General features: G+C 62.3%; 18 protein-coding genes and 1 pseudogene. 4 read left to right on the top strand and 15 right to left on the bottom strand.

Translation table 11 applies throughout. From position 1 onward, the window contains the following. Positions 1–28: 28 nt before the first annotated feature. Entirely contained in the window at positions 29–724 is a 696-nt protein-coding gene (locus tag Q5Z10_RS07680; protein WP_003821135.1) for a FadR/GntR family transcriptional regulator, read from the bottom strand. A gap of 199 nt (positions 725–923) precedes the next feature. Between Q5Z10_RS07680 and Q5Z10_RS07675 the strand changes: the two genes are divergently transcribed. Next, a complete protein-coding gene (locus Q5Z10_RS07675; protein ID WP_015912832.1) occupies positions 924–1,466 on the top strand; it encodes a nuclear transport factor 2 family protein in 543 nt (180 codons plus the stop codon). A gap of 181 nt (positions 1,467–1,647) precedes the next feature. Then, positions 1,648–2,151: a ClbS/DfsB family four-helix bundle protein gene (locus Q5Z10_RS07670; protein WP_003821138.1), complete on the top strand. Its 504-nt coding sequence runs from the start codon at positions 1,648–1,650 to the stop codon at positions 2,149–2,151. A gap of 46 nt (positions 2,152–2,197) precedes the next feature. Here the strand turns inward: Q5Z10_RS07670 and Q5Z10_RS07665 are convergent, their stop codons facing one another. Then, on the bottom strand, positions 2,198–3,043 hold the full coding sequence (locus Q5Z10_RS07665; RefSeq protein ID WP_024082530.1) for an MFS transporter: 846 nt from the start codon (positions 3,041–3,043) through the stop codon (positions 2,198–2,200). 377 nt (positions 3,044–3,420) lie between these two features. Then, positions 3,421–4,875, bottom strand: a complete 1,455-nt coding sequence (gene merA, locus Q5Z10_RS07660) for a mercury(II) reductase (RefSeq protein ID WP_003821139.1) — start codon at positions 4,873–4,875, stop codon at positions 3,421–3,423. Between the two features lie 110 nt (positions 4,876–4,985). Here merA and Q5Z10_RS07655 point away from each other — a divergent pair, with 110 nt between their 5' ends. After that, positions 4,986–5,570, top strand: coding sequence for a TetR/AcrR family transcriptional regulator (locus Q5Z10_RS07655; protein ID WP_015912831.1), 585 nt, complete (start codon positions 4,986–4,988; stop codon positions 5,568–5,570). 163 nt (positions 5,571–5,733) lie between these two features. On the opposite strand, the gene Q5Z10_RS07650 is transcribed toward Q5Z10_RS07655, so the two are convergent. The 6 genes from Q5Z10_RS07650 to Q5Z10_RS07625 all read right to left on the bottom strand — a co-directional run bounded on the left by Q5Z10_RS07650 (position 5,734) and on the right by Q5Z10_RS07625 (position 15,738). Next, on the bottom strand, positions 5,734–6,915 hold the full coding sequence (locus Q5Z10_RS07650; RefSeq protein WP_012614063.1) for an MFS transporter: 1,182 nt from the start codon (positions 6,913–6,915) through the stop codon (positions 5,734–5,736). Between the two features lie 79 nt (positions 6,916–6,994). Next, positions 6,995–7,381 carry a MerR family transcriptional regulator gene (locus Q5Z10_RS07645; RefSeq protein ID WP_015912830.1) on the bottom strand — a complete coding sequence of 129 codons (387 nt, stop codon included), beginning with the start codon at positions 7,379–7,381 and terminating at the stop codon, positions 6,995–6,997. Positions 7,382–7,430: 49 nt separating this feature from the next. Continuing rightward, positions 7,431–8,936, bottom strand: coding sequence for an efflux transporter outer membrane subunit (locus Q5Z10_RS07640; RefSeq protein ID WP_003821143.1), 1,506 nt, complete (start codon positions 8,934–8,936; stop codon positions 7,431–7,433). A 20-nt stretch (positions 8,937–8,956) separates the two neighbouring features. Further along, complete coding sequence (locus tag Q5Z10_RS07635) at positions 8,957–12,133, bottom strand: efflux RND transporter permease subunit (RefSeq protein WP_012614062.1); 3,177 nt, start codon at positions 12,131–12,133, stop codon at positions 8,957–8,959. Then, positions 12,130–13,437 carry an efflux RND transporter periplasmic adaptor subunit gene (locus Q5Z10_RS07630; protein WP_003821145.1) on the bottom strand — a complete coding sequence of 436 codons (1,308 nt, stop codon included), beginning with the start codon at positions 13,435–13,437 and terminating at the stop codon, positions 12,130–12,132. Before Q5Z10_RS07630 ends, Q5Z10_RS07635 begins: the two co-directional genes overlap by 4 nt. 111 nt (positions 13,438–13,548) lie before the next feature. Next, positions 13,549–15,738: a heavy metal translocating P-type ATPase gene (locus Q5Z10_RS07625; RefSeq protein WP_017513344.1), complete on the bottom strand. Its 2,190-nt coding sequence runs from the start codon at positions 15,736–15,738 to the stop codon at positions 13,549–13,551. A 75-nt stretch (positions 15,739–15,813) separates the two neighbouring features. Between Q5Z10_RS07625 and Q5Z10_RS21405 the strand changes: the two genes are divergently transcribed. Beyond that, on the top strand, positions 15,814–16,137 hold the full coding sequence (locus Q5Z10_RS21405) for a hypothetical protein (RefSeq protein WP_442758966.1): 324 nt from the start codon (positions 15,814–15,816) through the stop codon (positions 16,135–16,137). On the opposite strand, the pseudogene Q5Z10_RS21400 reads toward Q5Z10_RS21405, so the two are convergent. The 6 genes and pseudogenes from Q5Z10_RS21400 to Q5Z10_RS07600 all read right to left on the bottom strand — a co-directional run. After that, positions 16,084–16,197 (bottom strand): annotated as a pseudogene (locus Q5Z10_RS21400) (cation transporter); the annotation flags it as partial. The gene Q5Z10_RS21405 and the pseudogene Q5Z10_RS21400 sit on opposite strands and share 54 nt — an antisense overlap. A 232-nt stretch (positions 16,198–16,429) precedes the next feature. After that, positions 16,430–16,999 carry a DUF4148 domain-containing protein gene (locus Q5Z10_RS07620; protein WP_003821150.1) on the bottom strand — a complete coding sequence of 190 codons (570 nt, stop codon included), beginning with the start codon at positions 16,997–16,999 and terminating at the stop codon, positions 16,430–16,432. 229 nt (positions 17,000–17,228) lie between these two features. After that, positions 17,229–17,606, bottom strand: a complete 378-nt coding sequence (locus Q5Z10_RS07615) for an ArsR/SmtB family transcription factor (protein WP_003821152.1) — start codon at positions 17,604–17,606, stop codon at positions 17,229–17,231. Positions 17,607–17,649: 43 nt separating this feature from the next. After that, a complete protein-coding gene (locus tag Q5Z10_RS07610) occupies positions 17,650–18,672 on the bottom strand; it encodes a cation diffusion facilitator family transporter (protein WP_003821153.1) in 1,023 nt (340 codons plus the stop codon). A gap of 133 nt (positions 18,673–18,805) precedes the next feature. After that, positions 18,806–20,116, bottom strand: coding sequence for an MFS transporter (locus Q5Z10_RS07605; RefSeq protein ID WP_003821155.1), 1,311 nt, complete (start codon positions 20,114–20,116; stop codon positions 18,806–18,808). A gap of 9 nt (positions 20,117–20,125) precedes the next feature. Beyond that, on the bottom strand, positions 20,126–20,383 hold the full coding sequence (locus tag Q5Z10_RS07600; RefSeq protein WP_003821156.1) for a metal-sensing transcriptional repressor: 258 nt from the start codon (positions 20,381–20,383) through the stop codon (positions 20,126–20,128). Positions 20,384–20,451 lie beyond the last annotated feature (68 nt).

Raw genomic sequence — 20,451 nt, 5'->3', positions numbered from 1 at the left:
CATTGCCAGCGCGGGAGTCGCGCTCGGATCAACCCGATTTCTCAAGTGCCGCAATCAGCGGAGCGACCACGTTCCGCACAGCCGCCGCAGCTGCTTCTCCATCCTGGCGCTCGATAGCATCCACGATCGCCTCATGGGTCGCGAGACCCGGCTCGGGCAGTTCCTTGTCCTTCAGCGCAGTCAGCGTGTTCATGCGGACCGAGTTCGCGAAGTAGCGGTACAGCTCAGCCAGCGCGCCGTTGCCGCACATCCCGGCGATCGCGCAGTGGAAAGCCGTATCGGCCTCGGCAAAGGCCGCGCTCGATGCGTGTTGCTCCTGCTCGCCGCGGGCCTTCAACAGTCGGCGCAGCAGCCCAACGTCCGCCTTGGACCGATGCACCGCGGCCAACCTGGCCGCCTCGGTTTCCAGCATGCAGCGCAACGCGAAGTGCTCTCGCAAGCCGGAACGCCCGACACGGCGCATGACCTCGGCCGGATCGATATTGGTTCGCACGTAGGTGCCATCACCCTGGCGGACTTCCAGGACCTGGCCGTGCGAGAGCACGCGAATGGCTTCCCGCACCGTGTTGCGGCCAACCTCCAGCATCTCGGCCAGTTCCTGCTCCCTGGGGATGCGCTCGCCGACCTTCCAGGCGCCTCCCTCGATCTGGCCGCGGATCAGCTCAATCGTCGAATCGACGAGCGAACGCCGCGGCGCCTGTGGGAGTGTGAAGCGGTTATTCATCGCGGTTCTCAAATGACGTAGAGACGGGAGCCCATCGGACCTCGATTGTAGCAACTCAGGCCTTATACATAGGATGATTCTATGTATTTGACAAAAGAGCAATTGCCGACGGCCTGTGCTTCGTTGCGCGCGACATGCGATTTTCCACCACGCCCGTGCGAGCGGGATTTTTTTCAACACCTTTTGGAGTATTTCGACCATGAACAACATGCAGCACGCCCTGTCATTCAGGCCCCTTCGTTCTTCAGACGGCTTGCGCTGCCGTCCGGTGCAGGCTTTGGGAGCGATATTCCTCGGGCTGGCTTCACTCGCCTATAGCGTCACGTCGCAGGCGGCAGATGAGCCAGAGAACGTGAAGGTGGTCCGGCAATACCTTGACGCCTGGAATGGCGGGCGAACCGACGCGATGGAAAAAGTGCTCGATTCCAACGTCGTCTATTTCAATACCAGCAATGAAGCGTCCCGCACTGGGCCTCAAGCCATTACCGAAGTCTCGCAGTTTCTGATGAAAATCCTGCCCGACCGAAAAATGAAAATCCGTTCGCAGCCGGTTGCCTCCGGCGATGGTGTGGCGATCGAGTGGGAATTCACCGCCACCAAGAACAGCAATGGCGGGACGTCGCCCTCCAGTTCGACCATCAGTTATTTCGGCGCGAGCTTCTTCCGTGTTTCGAACGGAAAGATTGTCTATGCCAGCGACTACTACAACCACAACACCATGCAGAAGCAGCTTCAGCAGTAACGTAAATCCGCAAACAGGAAATCACCGACATGTCCCGCTTCATCATGCACAAGCCCTCGGCGCCGCCAGCGCAGCGGTGAGGCAAGCGCTTTTCCTCAATCCAAGGTAATTGCGCTGGTGACTTGATGAATATCTGACACGCCGGTTATCGAGCCTTGTCTCGATGAAATAGAAATCCCGAATGAAACTACCAACCACGAAGCAGGAACTCCTTGACAAGGTTCGCGCCAGCCACCGAAAGCTCGGGGTAGAAGCTGCCACCATTCCCGCCAGCCACTACCGGCACACGGCCATGATCTGGCAGGAGCCGCGCCTGCATACCAACGCTGCGATGGTCCTGGTGGACGTCATCGTCTGGAACACGATGATCCTGCAGTTCGCGCATGATCGGACGCCTGGACCTTCGGCGTCCTTTTACTCGCCGAGTGCGATGGCGCAGCGGGCCGAGCGTCTTTCTGCCGGCTTCCAGCGCCGTTTCGCGGGCAGAGACCTTCGCGAGCTGGAAGCCATGCTCACGGAGGGACAGGACCGGGTGCTCGACTGCGTGGCGCACCATTCGAACGCCTCGCTTTTCGATCCCGCGTTGAGCCCGATGAAGACCCTCGGGCGCAAGATCCAGTTCTTCACCTCCACCGCCTACGACGACGCGCTGTCGAGGCTGCGCCAGTGGAAGCAGGTGCTGTAGCGGCCGAGGCGACCCACTGCGCGGAGCGCCTCTTGCACCGCTCCGATCAGACCGGAGCTGGCAGCGCCGGCTTTCGCGCGGCCTGCCACAGCAGCGGCACCAGGATCAGCGCCAGGGCCGGGAAGATCATCCAGTTGACCGCCTGCCAGCCCGAGCTGTGCAGGATCGATCCCGCGAGGAACGACACGGCCGCCGTGGCGGCGAAGACGAAGAAATCGTTCATGCCCTGCGCCTTGCTGCGCTCGGCCGGGGTGTGGCAATCGGTGACCATCGCCGTCGCGCCGATGAAGCTGAAGTTCCAGCCGATGCCCAGCAGCGCCAGCGAGCCCCAGAAGTGGGACAGGCCGAGCCCGCCCAGGGCCACCACCCCGGAGGCGGCGAGCAGCACCATGCCGACGGCGGTCACGCGCTCCTTGCCGTAGCGCACCATCAGTCGTCCTGTGAAAAAGCTCGGCCCGAACATCGCCAGCAGGTGCCACTGTATTCCTAGGGCGGCGTTGTCCACCGAATGCCCGTGGTTGACCATCGCCACCGGCGCGGCCGTCATCACGAACGCCATCACCCCATAGGACACCACGCCCGCAGCCACGGCCAGCAGATAGCGCGGCATCGCCAAGAGCTGCAGCACCGTCCGACCGCTATCGGCGACTGCTTCGGCCTGGGTCTGGCTCGGCGTGCGCAGCATCAGCAGGATCGGCAAGGCGATCAGCGGCAGCAGCGCCTGGCTGAGGAAGCTGCCAACGTAGGGCGTGCCCGCTACCGCATCGCGCGTGAAGATCACCAACTGCGGCCCGATGATGGCGCCCGCGAGACCGCCCACCATGACCCAGGAAATGGCCTTGGCCTTAAGCGCGTCCTCGGCGGTGACGGCGGCTGCGAAGCAGTAGCCCACAGCAGGAAATCGAACTATGAAACGAATAACCCCTTTCCTTCTGGTCGCAGTACTCGGGGGCACTGAAGCAGGCCAGCGTGTCTACTCATCGCGCATGAATTGCCTGACAACCTTTCAAATTTAGAGAAGATAAATTGAAGTTCTGACGGGAATTTCTCAGTAAAAGAATCCTATCTTTCTCGTCAACAGACTGAACGGCACCCCCTGAGTTTTTATGCATATATTCAAGATCGGCAAATTCTTTAATGATTCACCACAAAAAAGGCGGGAAGCCCATTGAGCGATCCCGCCATAGCAAAAAACTCAAACATGCTCACATCAGGAAACTTTACCCTGAAACGATCCCTTGAAATTTAAGCGCATAGTAATAATAAGATTTAGCCATTAGCCGAATCTTCCAAAGTTGGCGCACTGCTTGCTACGTTTTTAAGCGACTCCGCCATAGTGAAGTACGGAGACCACTGTTTTGCAAGTTGGTCAACCGTAAGTCCTGCGGAGATAATATAGGTTGCAGCTGCAATAACCTCTCCAGCAGATTCGCCTACCATATGAATACCCAGAATCCTTCCTGTCTCACGCTCGGATATCATCTTGATTATCCCTTTGTCGTGACGACTTACAATAGCACGTAGAACAAAGGAAACCGGAATTTCACGAACATCATAGGCAATTTGGGCCGCCTCAGCCTGCATAGGAGTCATGCCGACAGCAGCCATCTCGGGCGACGTGAAAATGACGCGGGGCAAGGCGGTGTAGTCTAGGGACCGAGGCTCGTTGCCCAGAGCATTGCTCGCGGCCACGGTCCCCTGCGCACTAGCGACATACACTAATTGAGCCATACCAGTGACATCGCCCGCTGCCCAGATGCGAGGATTTGAGGTTCGCAGATGTTCGTCCACAATTATTTCGCCTCGATCGCCCCTGGACACATTGACAGCATCCAAGTTGAGTCCTTCAGTTGCCGGACGGCGCCCCGTCGCTATGAGAATCTTATGGGCGAAAATTTGCTGAGTACGTCCTTCGGCGACGACAGTTGCAAGCACCCCGCTCTCGTGTGGTACGACGTTTGTCAGATTGGCGCCAGTATGGAACATGATGCCCTCCGCTGACAGCGCCTGCTCCAGTGCCGCAGAAATCGCGGGATCCTCGAACGGTGCAATTCGAGGAGCTATCTCGACCACTTCAACCTTGCTGCCCAGTCGAGCGAACAATTGACCTTGCTCCAGACCGATCGCATTGCCGCCGACGACCAGCATGGACTCAGGCACCTGCTCAAGGGACATGGCCGAGCCGGAAGTGAGAAAGTCCACCTCACTGAGGCCAGGAATGGAAGGAATGAATGGCGCTGCCCCACTGGCGATCAGTACCTGCTTGGCGTACACCAGGTTTGTGTTTCCGTCTGAGTCCGCGACGACGAGCGCTACGATATCTGGCTCATCTGACGCTACAAAGGTCGCCTTGCCGCGAAATACCGCAATACCTGCATCCTTGGGTGCTTGTACATGGAAAGACTGCCGGAAGTGCCCGATCATTTGATCTTTATCTCTGACAAGCAAAGACAAGTCGACAGGCCCGGCCGAGGTCGCTATACCTGGGAACTTCCCATGCGCAGCAGACATGCGAGCAGAAGCCGCCGCAAGCAACGTCTTTGAAGGAACGCATCCTACATTGAGACAGGTCCCTCCTGCCAACCCCTGTTCGATCATGGCGACTGTTTTGTCGAGCCTACGTGCTTCGTTCGCTGCGGCTCTAGCCGCCGAACCGGAACCTATCGTGACTAGATCATAGATGACGGAGGGCTGTTGTGCGGAAGCCGCTGTTGTCGTGTTCATAAAAGAAGCCTCAAGGAAATTGCAAAGAAAGAGACAGATCGGTCTCCTTGAGGGATTGTAGACAACCCTGTCTCCTTGTGTCAACATGTCGCGTATGAATCCTCACAACGATGAATAACATCATGGACAAAAAAGAACAGTTAGTCGCAACTGCCTTTAACCTTTTTTATAAGTACGGCATTCATGCTGTTGGCATCAATCGGGTACTTGAAGAGTCCGGCATTGCCAAGAAAACGCTATATAACCATTTCTCCAGCAAGGAAGATCTAATTGCTGCGACCGTCGAATATTGTGATCAGCAGTATTTCTCTTGGCTCGATTTGCGTTTGCACGAAGCGACGCCAGGTAGGGACGCCTTGTATGCCATGCTTGATGCTTTTGACGATCTGTTTCAGGGTCTCGATCAATCCAAGCCACTTTTCTTGGGTTGTTATTTCATTAATGTCAGCGCCGAATTCAGCAATCCGGATCATGATATACATAAGCTTTGCGCCCGAAACAAAGAGGCTATGCTGCGATGGATCACACACCACACTTCACTTGTCATAACGTCCAGAGAATCGATAGTTCAAATCTCTGAAACAATTGCTATGTTGCTTGAAGGGGCGATTATTCAGGCTCACGTTCTTGGAGATCTGCACGCTGCTCGCAAAGCCAAAGCCGTGGTTAAACTGCTTCTTGATAAATCTAACTAACTAACTAACTAACTAAATTCATCTGTCCATACAACTCTTTGACCATCAATAAAGGTGGAACGGCAAAGTAGCTTTCCGAAGTTTCAGCAGTGGAGACAAGTCGTGTAGTGCCGGAACGGGCCACTTATCGGCTTCCAGTCCTCGATCAATGCCCCAAGTCAAGTCAGTTGCAACCGTACCGCCCCTGCCACAGCAGCGGCACCAAGATCAGCGCCAAGGCCGGGAAGATCATCCAGTTGACCGCTTGCCAGCCCGAGCTGTGCAGGATCGACCCCGCGAGGAACGACACGGCCGCCGTGGCGGCGAAGACGAAGAAGTCGTTCATGCCCTGCGCCTTGCCCCGCTCGGCCGGGGTGTGGCAGTCGGTGACCATCGCCGTGGCGCCGATGAAACTCAAATTCCAGCCGATGCCCAACAGCGCCAGCGAGCCCCAGAAGTGGGACAGGCCGAGCCCGCCCAGGGCCACCACCCCGGAGGCGGCGAGCAGCACCATGCCGACGGCGGTCACGCGCTCCTTGCCGTAGCGCACCATCAGTCGCCCGGTGAAGAAGCTCGGCCCGAACATCGCCAGCAGGTGCCACTGTATTCCTAGGGCGGCGTTGTCCACCGAATGCCCGTGGTTGACCATCGCCACCGGCGCGGCCGTCATCACGAACGCCATCACCCCATAGGACACCACGCCCGCAGCCACGGCCAGCAGATAGCGCGGCATCGCCAAGAGCTGCAGCACCGTCCGACCGCTATCGGCGACTGCTTCGGCCTGGGTCTGGCTCGGCGTGCGCAGCATCAGCAGGATCGGCAAGGCGATCAGCGGCAGCAGCGCCTGGCTGAGGAAGCTGCCAACGTAGGGCGTGCCCGCTACCGCATCGCGCGTGAAGATCACCAACTGCGGCCCGATGATGGCGCCCGCGAGACCGCCCACCATGACCCAGGAAATGGCCTTGGCCTTAAGCGCGTCCTCGGCGGTGTCGGCGGCTGCGAAGCGGTAGCTCTGCACATACGCGCCGTAGAAGCCCGCCAGGAAGGTGCCGGCGCAGAAGATCCAGAACGAGGCCAGCATGATGCCCAACGCGGCGATCAGGCCCGAGGCCACGCCGAAGCCGACCCCCACCACGTATCCGTTGCGGCGGCCATGGTGCCGCATGATGAAGGCGGCAGGCAAGGTGCCGATGGCAAGACCCAGGCCGAACAGACTCACGGGCAAGGTGATCCAGGCCGAATTCTTGGCAAGCTGCTGGCCGACCAGCCCACCCAGCGACATCACGATGGGCGCGCTGGCGCCGCCGAGCGCCTGCGCGGCGGTGAGAACGCCGATGTTTCGGCGCGTGATGCTCTGGTCGGTCATGGGCGTCTTTCTTATTCGTTTGTCTGGCCGGAAATATTACACGCATGAATATATATTCAGTTATATGGACATGCGATGCTCACGAACCATCGCGAGCCGGTCCATCCTCGGAAGCCCCGGCGGAAGCAGCACCGTGCAGGGCCAATGCGAGCAGGTGCTCTTTCACCTGGATCAGTTGCTCCATGCGTTCCTCAACACAGGCGAGATGGCCTTGGACAGCCTGCCTTAGCAGCTCAGGTTCCAGGAACCCCTCATGTGCCCAACCCAGTAGGCGGCGCACGTCATCCAGGCCGATTCCCGAGGCACGGTAGTTGCGAATCAGGTGAAGCCGTTCGACATGGGCCGGGCCATAGCGCCGATAGTTGTTGCGTGACCGCTCCGGGGCTTGCAACAGGCCCTCCCGCTCGTAGAACCGAATGTTCTCCGGGGGGGTGCCCGTCAAGCGCGCAAGTTCACCGATCCTCATCCGGTTCTCCGTGCGCAACGATGGGGAACGCCGCCGTTGCGCATAGCCCTTATCCCGGCGACCGGGCGGATGGTTGCCCGGTGGCGCCCGATTGCACCGTGTGCTCAGTCCAGCCGCCACCCAGCGCCTTGTAGAGGTGGATGAGGTTGTTCAGCCGCGTCAGGCGCGTGCGCACCAGGGTCTGCTGCGCACCGTACTGTGTGCGTTGCGCATCGAGCAAGGTGAGGTTGTCGTCCACGCCTTCCTGGAAGCGTTGCTCGGCTAGTTGGTAGGCTTTCTGGCTAGCCGCTACCAGGAGCTGCTCCGAGCGGATCTGCTCATCAAGCGTGCGCTTGCCCGCCAAGCCGTCAGCCACCTCAGCAAAGGCCGCCTGGATAGACTTCTCGTAGTTGGCGATTTCGATCCTCTTTTGTACCTGTGCCACGTCCAGATTGGCTCGCAACGCGCCGCCGCGGAAGATGGGCAGCGTGATCTGCGGCAGGAAGCTCCAGGCCCGCGAGCCCGAATCGAACAGGCCGTCCAGCGAAGCGCTGGCCGTGCCCGCCGAGCCCGTGAGGCTAATCGTCGGGAAGAACGCGGCCCGCGCCGCGCCGATGTTGGCGTTGGCGCCGATCAGCATCTGCTCGGCGGCGCGGATGTCCGGCCGACGCGCGAGCAGTTCGGACGGCAGGCCGCTCGGCAGGTCGGTCGGCACGATGTCGTCCGGCAGCGCCACGGCCTCGTCAAGCTGCCGGGACAGCTCCGGCGTCAGCGGCTGGCCCAGCAGCAGCACCAGCGCGTTGCGGTCCTTGGCCGCCTGCCGCGTGTAGGCGGCGCGGTTGGCCTCGGCGGTGCGCAGCGCGATCTCCGCGCGGCGCAGGTCGAGCTGCGTGGAATTTCCCGCTTCCACCAGTTGGGTGGTCAGGTCATAGGAGCGCTTCTGTGTGGCGAGGGTGTCGCTCGTCAGGCGCAGCAGTTCCTGGTCGGCGCGCAGCGTGAGGTAGGCGCTGGCCACCTCGGACACCAGGCTCATCTGCGTGGCGATGCGGGTCTCGTCGAGGGCCAGGTAGGACGCCAGCGCCCGGTCGTTGAGGCTGCGGATGCGGCCCCACAGGTCCAGCTCCCAGGCGGCCGTCACCCCGGCCACGTCGTAGCGCCGGAGCACGTCGCTTTGCCCCGTGGTACTGAGGTCGGCCGGTACGCGCTCTGACGCGCCGCGGGCGGAAACGCCCAGGTTCGGCAGCATCTCGGCACGCTGGATACGGTACAGCGCCTGAGCCGCCTCCACGTTGAGCGCGGCTTTGTGCATGTCGCGGTTGTTCTCCAGCGAAATGCCGATCAACTGCTGCAGCAGCGGGTCGCGGAAGAAGTCCCGCCAACCGATCTCGGCCGTGATCGCGTCGTCGGGCGTCGCGGCCGCCAGTTCCACATAGGCCGCGCCCGAGGGATAGGCCGTGTCGATCGGCGCTGCGGGCCGGTCATACTTCGGTGCCATGGAGCAGCCAGCCAGCGCCGCCGCGAGGGCGAGCGGCGCCAGCGTCCTGGCGGGTCGTGTGAATGCGAAAGATGTTTTCATGTCGTATGTCCTCCTGGCCGTCATGCGTGCTGGTCGGTCATGCCGCCACGGGCATGGCGCGCTTCGCGGCGCAGCGCCAGCTTGCGCACCACAACGTAGAACACCGGCGTCAGCACCAGGCCGAATACCGTCACGCCCAGCATGCCGGCGAACACCGCGATGCCCATGGCGTGGCGCATCTCGGCGCCCGCACCGCTGGCCAGCACCAGCGGCACCACGCCAGCGATGAAGGCGAACGACGTCATCAAGATCGGGCGCAGCCGCAAGCGCGCGGCTTCGAGCACGGCTGCCAGCGGATCGGCCCCTTCGCTTTCCTTCGCGCGGGCGAACTCCACGATCAGGATCGCGTTCTTGGCAGCCAGGCCGACCAGCACCACGAAACCGATCTGCGTGAAGATGTTGTTGTCGCCCCCAGAGAGCCAGACGCCGGCGATCGCCGAGAGCAGCGCCATGGGTGCAATCAGCAGCACAGCGAACGGCAGCGACCAACTGTTGTACTGGGCCGCCAGGAACAGGAAGGCGAGCAGCACCGCCAGCGCGAAGATGTAGATCGCCGTGTTGCCAACCCGTTTTTCCTGGAAAGTCAGGTCCGTCCATTCGTAGGTCATACCGTCCGGCAGCGATTCGCTCACGATCTTCTCAATCGCGGCGGTGGCCTGGCCGGACGAGTAGCCCGGCGCTGGCCCGCCGCTGATGTCGGCCGAGGGAAAGCCGTTGTAATGCATCACCCGGTCGGGGCCGGAACTGCGCTCGATGGTCGCGATCGCGCTCAGCGGGATCATGTCGCCCGCTGCATTGCGCACCTTGAGCATGCCTATGTCCTCAGCCTGCATGCGGAACTGCGCATCGGCCTGGGCCATGACCCGGTAGGTGCGACCGAAGCGGTTGAAGTCGTTGACGTAGAGCGAGCCAAGGTTGACCTGCAGGGTGTCGAACACCTCGGTCAGCGATACGCCCTGCGACTTGGCCTTCACCCGGTCGATGTCCACCTGCAACTGCGGCGCATTGGTCTGGAAGCTGGCGAGCATGTTCGCCAGCTCGGGCGCCTGCATGGCCTTGCCCATGATCTGGCCCTGTGCCTGCGCAAGCGCCTCGGGACCCAGGCCCGCCCGGTCCTCGATCTGCAGCTTGAAGCCGCCCATCGAACCCAGGCCCGGCACCGGCGGCGGCGGGAAGATGCCAACGAAGCCGTCCGGGATCTGGCTGAACTTGCCCATGAGCTTGCCCTGGATGGCGAAGGCCGACAGCGACGGGTCCTTGCGCTCATCGAAGGGCTTGAGCATGGCGAACATCAGCGCGGTGTTCGGCTGGTTCACCGGTCCATTGACCGACAGGCCCGGGAAGGCCACCACGCTCTCGACGCCCGGCTCAGCCAGTGCGATCTTGGTCATCTCCTTGACGACCGCCTCGGTGCGATCCAGCGAGGCGCCGGTCGGAAGCTGGGCGATGCCCACGAGATAGTACTTGTCCTGGGCCGGCACGAAGCCCGCAGGCACCTTGTGGAAGCCCAGCCAGGTCAGGCCCAGGAAGCCGACGTAGAGCAGCAGCACGATGGCGCTGCCGCGCACCGCGCGGCGCACGCCCCCGACGTAGGAATTCGAGGCGCGATCGAAGAAGCGGTTGAAGCGGCGGAAGAAGCCGCCGAACACGCCGTCGATGATGCGCGTGAGACGATCGGGCTTGGCCGCGCCGTGGTGCGGCTTGAGCAGGATGGCGGCCAGCGCTGGCGACAGCGTAAGCGAGTTGATCGCCGACAGGATGGTCGAGAACGCGATGGTCAGCGCGAACTGGCGATAGAACTCGCCCTGCAGCCCCGACAGGAACGCCGAGGGGATGAAGACCGCTGCCAGCACCGAGGTGATGGCCAGGATCGGGCCAGTCACTTCATCCATCGCCTTGCGCGCCGCATCCTTGGGCGATTCGCCCAGCGCCATGTGGCGCTCCACGTTCTCCACCACCACGATGGCGTCATCCACCACGATGCCGATGGAGAGCACGAGGCCAAACAGCGACAGCGTGTTCAGCGAGAAGCCGAACATGTGCATCACCGCGAACGTGCCGACCAGCGAGACCGGCACGGCGATCAGTGGAATGATCGACGCGCGCCAAGATTGCAGGAACAGCACCACCACGATCACCACCAGGAGGATGGCCTCCAGCAGCGTGACGGCGACGGACTGGAGCGAGGCGCGCACGAAGACTGTGGGGTCGTAGGCGATCTTGTACTCGATGCCTTCGGGGAACTTGGCCTGCAGCCGCTCCATCGTCGCGCGCACCGCGCTGGACGTGTCCAGGGCATTGGAGCCGGGCGTCATCAGGATTTGCAGGCCGACCGCGTTCTCGCCGTCGAGCTGGCCGCGCATGGTGTAGTTGTCCGAGCCCAGTTCCAGGCGTGCGACGTCGCGCAGGCGGGTCACCTGGCCGTTGGCGCCGGCCTTGATCACGATGTCGCCGAACTGCTCTTCGGTGGTCAGGCGCCCCAGCGCATTGACGCTGACCTGGAAGGCGGCCGACGCATTCGGCTGCTGGCCGATCGAGCCGGCTGCGACCTGCACGTTCTGCTCGCGGATGGCGGCGACCACATCGCTGGCGGTCATGCCCCGCGATGCGACCTTCTCGGGGTCGAGCCAGACGCGCATTGCGTACTCGCCTTCACCGCCGATGATCACGTTGGCGATGCCCGGCAGGCGCGCCAGTTCGTCGCGCACGTTGAGCATCGCGTAGTTGGACACGTACAGCGGGTCGTAGCGGTCCCCCGGCGAGAGCATATGCACCACCATGAGAATATCGGGCGCGGTCTTGTCGGTGACCACGCCGATGCGCTGGACCTCGGGCGGCAACCGGGGCAGCGCGCGTGAGACGCGGTTCTGCACCTGGATCTGCGCGACGTCGGGGTCGATGTGCTGCTCGAACGAGATGGTCAGCACCATCCGCCCGTCCGTGGACATCTGGGACTGCATGTACATCATGCCTTCCACGCCGTTGACCGCCTGCTCCAGCGGCGATGCCACGGTGTCGGCGATCACCTGCGGGTTGGCGCCGGGATAGCTGGCGGTGACCTGCACCGTCGGCGGCGTGACCTGGGGGTACTCGCTCAGGGGGAGCTGGAAATAGCTGATCGCGCCCGCGATCAGCATCAGCACCGACAGGACGATGGCGAAGATCGGCCGGTTGATGAAGAAGCGGGGGAAATTCATTTGCGGGCCTCCGCCGAGCCGGCCGCGCCGTCAGCCTTGGCGGGGTCCGCGCCACCGGCCTTGGCAGGCGCCGCAGCGGGAGCCGGAGCGTTTGCCGCAGCCTTGGTCGCGCCGGTCGCGCCGGCGGCCGGTGCCGCGGGCGCCTGCATGGGCACCATGCGCGGCGTGACCGCCATGCCGGGGCGCACGAGGCCCTTGATGATGATCTTCTCACCGGCCTGCAGGCCGCCGTTGATGACGCGCAGCCCGTCCACCACCGGCCCCAGTTCGATGGGCCGGTACTGGGCCTGGTTGTTCTCGCCCACGACCAGCACGTAGTTGCGCCCTTGGTCGGTGCCCACGGCCTGATCGTCGATCAGGACGGCCTCGCGCGCCGCGCCGGTGGACAGCTTGGCCCGGGCGAACATGCCGGGTGCCATGCGCCCATCCGGGTTGGGCACAACGGCGCGCGCGCGGATCGTGCCGGTGCTTCGGTCAATGGTGTTGCCCACGAAGTCGAGCGCGCCCCTGTGCGGGAAACCCTTGTCCGTGGTCAGCCCGACCTGCACGGGCAGCGAAGCCTTGCTACCGGCGCCCGCAGCGGGCCGCGAGCGGCTGACGACGTTGAGATAGGTGGCCTCATCAATGTCGAAGTACACGTGCAACGGGTCGATGGATACGATCGTGGTCAGCAGCGTGGCCGCGCCGGCGCCGCCACCGCTGACCAAGTTGCCCTCGGTCACGAGCACGCGGTCGACGCGCCCGGCGATGGGCGCAGTGACGCGGGCGTAGGACAGGTCCAGCTGAGCCGCAGCAACGGCGGCCTTAGCCGCCTGCACCTGAGCCTGGCGCGCGTTGCGTGCGGAGGCGGCATCGTCATAGGTCTTGCGCGCGACGGCGCCGGTCGCCACCAGGCGCTCGGCGCGGTCAAAGTCGGCCTGGGCCTGGCTGGCCAGCACCTCGGCCTGACGCAGTTGCGCCACGGCCGTGTCGAGCGCAACCTGGAACGGCCTCGGGTCGATCTGGAACAGCAGTTGGCCCTTGCGCACGAGGCTACCTTCGGGAACGCTCACCGCATCGACGGCGCCGCCGACCCGCGAGCGCAGCTCGACGGTCTTGGGCGCGGCCAGGAAGCCGGTGTACTCGGCCGATGGCGCGACCGTGCGGGTAATGACCTCGGCCACGGGCACCTGCGGCGCCATCGGCGCGCCCGCCGGGGGCGCCGCGGCCTTGCCCTCGTCCTTGGCGTCGCGGGCAGCGATCGCTATCCCCCCGACGGCTGCGATGACGCCTGCCACCACAATGATTCTGATTTTTTTACGCATGGAAGTGACCCTTTCTTGGATGCAGGACTCCGGCCCTTCCGAAGCGCTCTGCAGACATTTGTGTGGAGGCTAGGCGTTACAACGACGGCAAGGTCAAGCCCTCTTGTTGCCTCAGCGGGCAGACGGCACGGACAAGGTGGTGGGACGCCCGGCGTCGTCGCCGTGGTTGGCCTCCGGCGCGCCCTTGAAGCGCAGCAGGCGCAGTGCGTTCAGCGTGACCAGGGCCGTGGCGCCGGTGTCGGCCAGCACGGCAACCCACAAGCCGGTGATACCCAACACGGTGGTGACCAGGAACAAGCCCTTGAGGCCAATGGCGAATACGACGTTTTGGTGAATGTTGGCCATCGTCGCCCGCGACAGGGCCACCAGGTGGGCCACGTCCGTGACGCGGCTCTTGAGCAGCGCGGCATCGGCGGTTTCCAGCGCCACGTCCGTGCCGCCGCCCATGGCGATACCCACGTCGGCGGTCGCCAGGGCCGGCGCGTCGTTGATGCCGTCGCCGACCATCGCCACCTTGGCATCACGCTTCATCTCGTTGACCAAGCGCAGCTTGTCCTGCGGCAGCAGCTCGGCCTCCCACTCGATGCCCAGCTTGCCGGCGATCGCCTGCGCGGTGCGGCGGTTGTCGCCGGTCAGCATGACCGAGCGCACGCCCATGGCGTTGAGCTGGGCCACGCCTTCGCGCGCGTCGCGGCGGGGCTCGTCGCGCAGGGCCAGCAGGCCCAGAACGTTCTTGCTGGCTTCGTCGAACAGGACCACCACGGTCTTGCCGCCATCCTCCAGCTTGTCGATTTCCCTGCGGTGCGCGGCTGTCAGCGTGGCCGTCTGTTCCGCATGGGCGGGCGATCCGACAGCGAGCGCACTGCCGTTCACGGTGGCGCGCACCGCCTTGCCGGCAATGGCCGATGCGCCCGTGGCCTGGGGAATCGCCACGTCCAGGCTCTTGGCATGGGCGACAATGGCCTTCGCCAAGGGATGGTTTGAGCCGGACTCGACAGCGGCGGCAAGCGCAAGGACCTGTTGATGCTTGAACAGCCCGAAGGGCAGGACCTCGGTGATGCGCGGCTTGCCCTCGGTCAGCGTGCCAGTCTTGTCGAAGGCAATGGCGCGCACGCGGCCGATGGTTTCCAACGCGTTGCCACCCTTGATCAGCAGGCCCCGTCGCGTGGCCACCGCAAGGCCCGAGGCGATGGCCGCCGGTGTGGAGAGCACCAGCGCACATGGGCAGGCAATCAACAGCAGTGCGAGGCCGCGGTACAGCCAGGTACCCCAGTCGCCACCCATGGCAAGTGGCGGAACCACCACGATCAACGCCGCGATGGCCATGACGGCAGGGGTGTAGTAGCGGCTGAACTTTTCGATGAAGCGAGCCGTGGGCGCCTTGGAGGACTGCGCCTGCTCCACCAGTTGGATGATGCGAGAAATGGTGTTGTCCGATGCCGTCTTCTCGACTTGTACTTCGAGCACGCCATCGACGTTGATGGAGCCGGCGAACACGTCGGCACCGATAGCCTTTTGACGCGGTACGGACTCGCCGGTGATAGGCGACTCGTCCAGGCTGCTTTCACCGCGGAGGATCTTGCCGTCCGCAGGCACCCGGTCACCAGGGCGCACCAGCACGCGGTCGCTCACGCGCAGGGAAGCGGCGGGCACTTCGCGCTGCCCGCCCGCGGCATCGAGCAGTACCGCCGTCTTAGGCACCAGGGAGGCCAGCGCCTTGATGCCGGCGCGCGCGCGGCCGGCGGCCACGCTTTCCAGCAGCTCGCCGATCGCGAACAGGAACACCACGGCAGCAGCTTCCTCGGCCTCGCCTATCACGAGCGCGCCCAGCGAGGCGACGACCATCAGCGTTTCGATAGAGAACGGCGAGCCTGACACAGCCAGCGCGAAGGCTTTGCGAGCGAACGGCAGCACGCCCGCGATCACCGCAGCGGCGAAGATCCATTCAGCGTAGCCAGGAACGAACTGCGCGATCGCGTAGGCCGAGCCCATCAGGCCGCCCAGGCCCAGCACGTGCTTGCCTTTCTTCGTCTGCCACCAGCGCTGATGGCGCGCCGTCGATGCTGCTGCTGGGGCCGCGGGTGCTGAGCCATCATGGCGGCGCACGTCGGAGACGCCGAAGCCCAGGCTCTTGATGGTCTTCTCGATGTGGCCGAGCTGCGTGGGGCCGCCAGACGCGAGCGTCAATTCCAGCGTTTCTGCGGTGAAGTTTATGCGGGCATCGGACACGCCATCCATGCGAGCGAGCGCCGTTTCGATCTTGCCGACGCAACTGGCGCAGTCCATGCCCTCGACGCGCATGGACACGTTGGGGGGCGTGCTGGGTGCTCCACGGGAGGCAGAGGCCGGCGCATGGTCATGCCCGCTGCAGGCCCCGTGATCGTGACCGTGGTCATGGGCATGGGCATGGCCGTGAGCATGGCCATGCCCATGGTCATCACCGCACGCTTTGCCGTGCGAATGATCGTGCCCGTGGTCGTGGGCATGCCCATGGTCATGGTGGCCGCCGCAGCCGGCGTGGTCATGCGCGTGGGCCGCATGGCACGGTGCAGGTGCTGCGGACATTTCGGACGCGGGCAGTGCCTGCACGTCGAAGCCCAGGGACCGGATTTTCTTGGCAATGTCGCGTGCAGTATTTCGGCTACTTGTGCTGCGCGTCAACGTCAGCGTCTCATTTGTAAAATTAACCTGTACATTTGATACGCCATCAATTCGACCAAGCGCTGTTTCAATCTTGCCGACGCAACTGGCGCAATCCATACCTTCGACCCGAAAGCCCAGTTGTTCGTCCTGCGCTCCTGTGCCGTCCAATGTTTCCAAAGACATATCAATCTCCTGGTTCTCTGAGTAATCGCCGTGGCAGGACGCACAAATCAGCGATCGGAATGTTATGCAAACAAATGAACACTTGTTTGTATGTTTATTCAAAAAAAAGAAAGAATCTCTTTCTGGCTGAACCATCCGACCGCTGCTTTATGCAGCTGCCATTAAGTCATTTTTTGTTGCGCAGCATCTGGTAGGTTTCAAATGCGGTGCGGTAGGCATCACTATAGGTATCAGGCGTCTGCTCACCAGCCCAGAATCCAGCCATTCCCGCAACCTGCCAATCTGCCAAATCACTCTTTACTTGAGCACGAGTCAATGCCACCGGAGCCTTGTAAGCCGCACCCAGCTTGAGCTGGAGATAGCTCTCGTAGGCTTGTTGGTAGGCTTGGGTGTGCGAAGCGGTGGTGATTCCGCGCGAGGTGAACGCGTGCATGCCGGAGATTTTCCACAGTTCCAAATCAGCCATCACTTCAGCACGAGTCTTTCCTGCTGAGGGCGCCTGATACATATCACCTTGGGTCAATTGCAAGTAGCGCTGAAAGGCAGCCTGGTATTGAGGGCTGAACGTATCCGGGCCGCTTTCGCCGCGAGACAACGCTTCCAACCCAGATTGCCTCCAAGCAGCCAGATCCTCCTGGACCTGTTGCCGTGTCATATCTGCGGCGAACGGTTGAGCGTTTACTCCAGCAGCAAAAAGTGCGGAAAGCAGAACAGCAAAGCGAATTTTCTTGGACATGGTCAATACTCCTTGACGTTAAAAATAATGGCGTGGTCCTTACGCCTTTCGGATACCCCGTAGACAAATAATAACACACATGAAGATATGTTCAAGTGTTTATTTTTAGAGTGCTTTTTGCTTGGGGTCTTCTAGGCATTCAGCAAGGCGCGCCGGTGTCTCTCTAGATTAATAGCCAAAAAAAGCCTACCCCTTGAAGGCGTAGGCCGGCGCGCACTCACATGTTCAGTCAATCGTCGTGTCTGTCCTCCGAAATGTGAACCGCCATGTCCTGGAGTACCTGGCTGACGTGCTGGTCGGCAATGCCGTAGAAGATGTGCTTGGCTTGGCGCTCGCCGCGCACGAGGCGCGCGCCGCGCAACAGGCGCAGGTGATGGCTGACCAAGGACTGCGACAGGTCTAGCGAGCCAGCAATGTCGCCCACTGCGACCGATCCGCGCATGCACTGCAACAGGATTTTCAATCGCGATTGGTCGCCCAGCAGGCGGAAGGTCTCTGCCAGAACAGCGACGTCACTTTGCGATAGTGCGAGGACATCAGTGGTCGTGCCGTGGTTAGAGGTCGAACATTGCACAATAGCGGCGCTGGTGGTTTTGCGGGATGTCATGGATTCAAACCCTCAAGTGAACTGCGAACCGTCTAGCACGGCCTCAATGCTTGTGACCGGGAGCGGAGTGGTCATGGTCATGATTGTGCTCACTGTGGTCGTGGCCGCTGTGGTCCTGACGGCCTGTCGTGGGTTGCAGGCTGCAGATGTTCTCGTCAGCCTCCGAGTTCCAGTCGATTCCGACTGTGGCGTGTTCGATGCTGAACTGCTCTCGCAGCACCGCCTCGACGCGCTTGACCACAGCTCGCGCCTCCTCGTCCACGTTGGGTCGAACGTGTAGCGTGGCCATCGTGCGACCGGAAGTGAGTTGCCACACGTGAACATGGCTGACAGCCGCCAGGCCGGGCACAGTGCTCATCAGGCCTTGTTCCACCTTTTCCGGCGAAGCGTCCTCTGGCGCACCCTCCAACAGGATATGGATCGACTTGGCCAGGAGCTTCCAGGCGCTGCGCAGAATCAACGCCGCTACTAGAACCGACAGGATGGGGTCGATCGGAGTCCAGCCGGTGAAGTAGATGACGATCGCTGCAACGATGGCGCCGACAGAGCCGAGCAGGTCACCCATCACGTGGAGGATGGCACCTTTCACATTGACGTGATCGGTTTCGCCGCGGGTCATGATCCACAGCACGAGGACGTTGATCAGTAAGCCGAGCACGGCGACGATCATCATCGGGCCGGCGAGGATGACGGGCGGCGCCTGCAGCCGCTCCCACGCCTCGTAGGCGATCCATGCGACGATCGCGAACAGGGTCACGGCGTTCAGGAAGCCGGCGATGACCTCGAAGCGCAGGTAACCGAATGTGCGTTTGCTGTCGGCTGCGCGGCGACCGAATCGGAAGGCAGCGTAAGCCAGGGCAAGTGCCACGGCGTCGGTCAGCATGTGGCCAGCATCGGCAAGTAGGGCTAGCGAGCCCGACAGCACGCCGCCGACAGCTTCCACGAGCATGAAGCCGAAGATCAGGAAGAAGGAAACCAGAACCTTGCGCTCGTTGGCGCTCGTCACTGTGGGGGTGTGGTCGTGATCATGGTCGTGACCATGGTCATGTGCATTGGATTGGGACATGGGCGCCTCTGCTGGTTGAGTGTTTGACTATGGCGAAATATAACACATGAATATGTGTTCATGTGATATATTTTCGCTCACCCTTCTCAGCCTCCGAAGCCATGCGTTGTGATGCCGCAACGAGAAAATGTGCCTATCCTTTCGGCCAGATACGGTGCAGGTCATCCAGAATCAGCTGGTGATGGTGCCTGCCTTGGTCTGCGTGTGTGCGTAAATGAGGGTGATCCGGCGGCAAGCTGGGGTGGTCATGCGCCACGTCAGAAGGGTCGCTGGCCGGCCACAGCCAGAGCGTCAGCGCCACGCCGGCCAAGCCGACCAGGGACATGACAATGAAGGTCGATGGCAAGCCCATGACCGCGCCGAAGCGGCCGGCAAGTGGGTAGCAGATGAGCCAACAGGCGTGCGACAGCGCGAAGTGTGCCGCGAAGATCGCAGGACGGTCCTCGGCATGGGCCGAGCGGCGCAGAAGACGGCCGGATGGCGTTTGCGCCACGCTGTAGCCAAAGCCGATGATCAACCACAGCGGCAGCAACAATGCATAGCTCGGCAGCAGTGCGCCGATCCCCGTGCCCACGACCAGTACGGTAGCGCCGGTGAGCATCGCGGTTCGGTCGGCCACCTTTTCCAGTAAGGATGGCAGAACGAAGGCTGCCACCATCGAACCGCCTCCGAATGCCGCCAGTGCCGACGCCACTTCGACCTCGCCTAGGCCAAAGCGCGCCTTCACGAGAACCACCGTGTTCACGATCACCATGGCGCCCGCCGCCGAGACGGCCAAGCTGATCGCCAGCAGGCCCCGCAGGCGTGGCGTAGCGAGATAGATGCGTGTGCCGCGGGTCGTGCGATCCCAAATGCCGCGGCGCGGTCCGGGAATAGTTGTGGGCAACCGCACGCTGACCACGAGCGCGGCTGAAACGAGGAAACCGAGCACTGTTCCCGCGAACAGGTTGTGAAAGCTGATGACGGTCAGCAGCGCAGCAGCCAGCATCGGGGAAATCAGGCTTTCCAGGTCATAGGCCAGCCGGGACAGCGACAGCGCCTTCGTGTAGTCCTCTTCATCGGGAAGGATGTCCGGGATAGTGGCTTGGAAAGTCGGCGTGAAGCCGGCGGATGCCGCTTGCAGGACAAAGATCAGCAGATAGATCTGCCAGACCTCGGTGACAAAGGGCAAACAGATCGCGACAACCGCTCGTACCAGGTCCAGCGCTACGAGCAATGACCGTCGCGGGAACTGGTCGGCGAAGGCCTGTGCGACTGGAGCGACTCCCACATAGGCCAGCATCTTGATAGCCAGCGCCGACCCGAGCACCGCACCTGCATCGGCCCCGGCCAGCTCGTAGGCAAGTAGGCCGAGCGCTACCGTCATCAGGCCTGTGCCGACGAGTGCGATCACCTGCGCGGTGAACAGGTGGCGGTAGGTGCGGTTCTTTAGGACGGAGAGCATCGAGAGACCTCAGAGCAGTCTGGTTAGCGCCTTCATTTCGGCTAGAACGGAGTCCTCATCATGAGATAGGCAGTGGTCGATGTGGTCATGGATCAGGACGCGCTTGGCCGCTGTGACGGCGCTCTCCACCGCAGCGAGCTGGCGAGCGATGTCCAGGCAGGTTTCTTCTCCTTCGATCATCCCGATGACGTGTCGCAGATGACCCTCGGCGCGCTTGAGCCGTTTCACGAGATCTGGGTGGCTGGTGTGCTTGTGCATCTCTTTCATGCAGCAATCATATCCCCCCCCGGGGGATATGCTCAAGGAGTCTGCATAGCTGTTTGCGCAGTGGATTA

The organism is Stenotrophomonas sp. 704A1 (assembly GCF_030549525.1).
Classification (GTDB): Bacteria; Pseudomonadota; Gammaproteobacteria; order Xanthomonadales; family Xanthomonadaceae; genus Stenotrophomonas; species Stenotrophomonas tuberculopleuritidis.
Note: the sequence above shows the minus strand (reverse complement) of the source record. Positions and strands in the feature narration are given on the sequence as shown.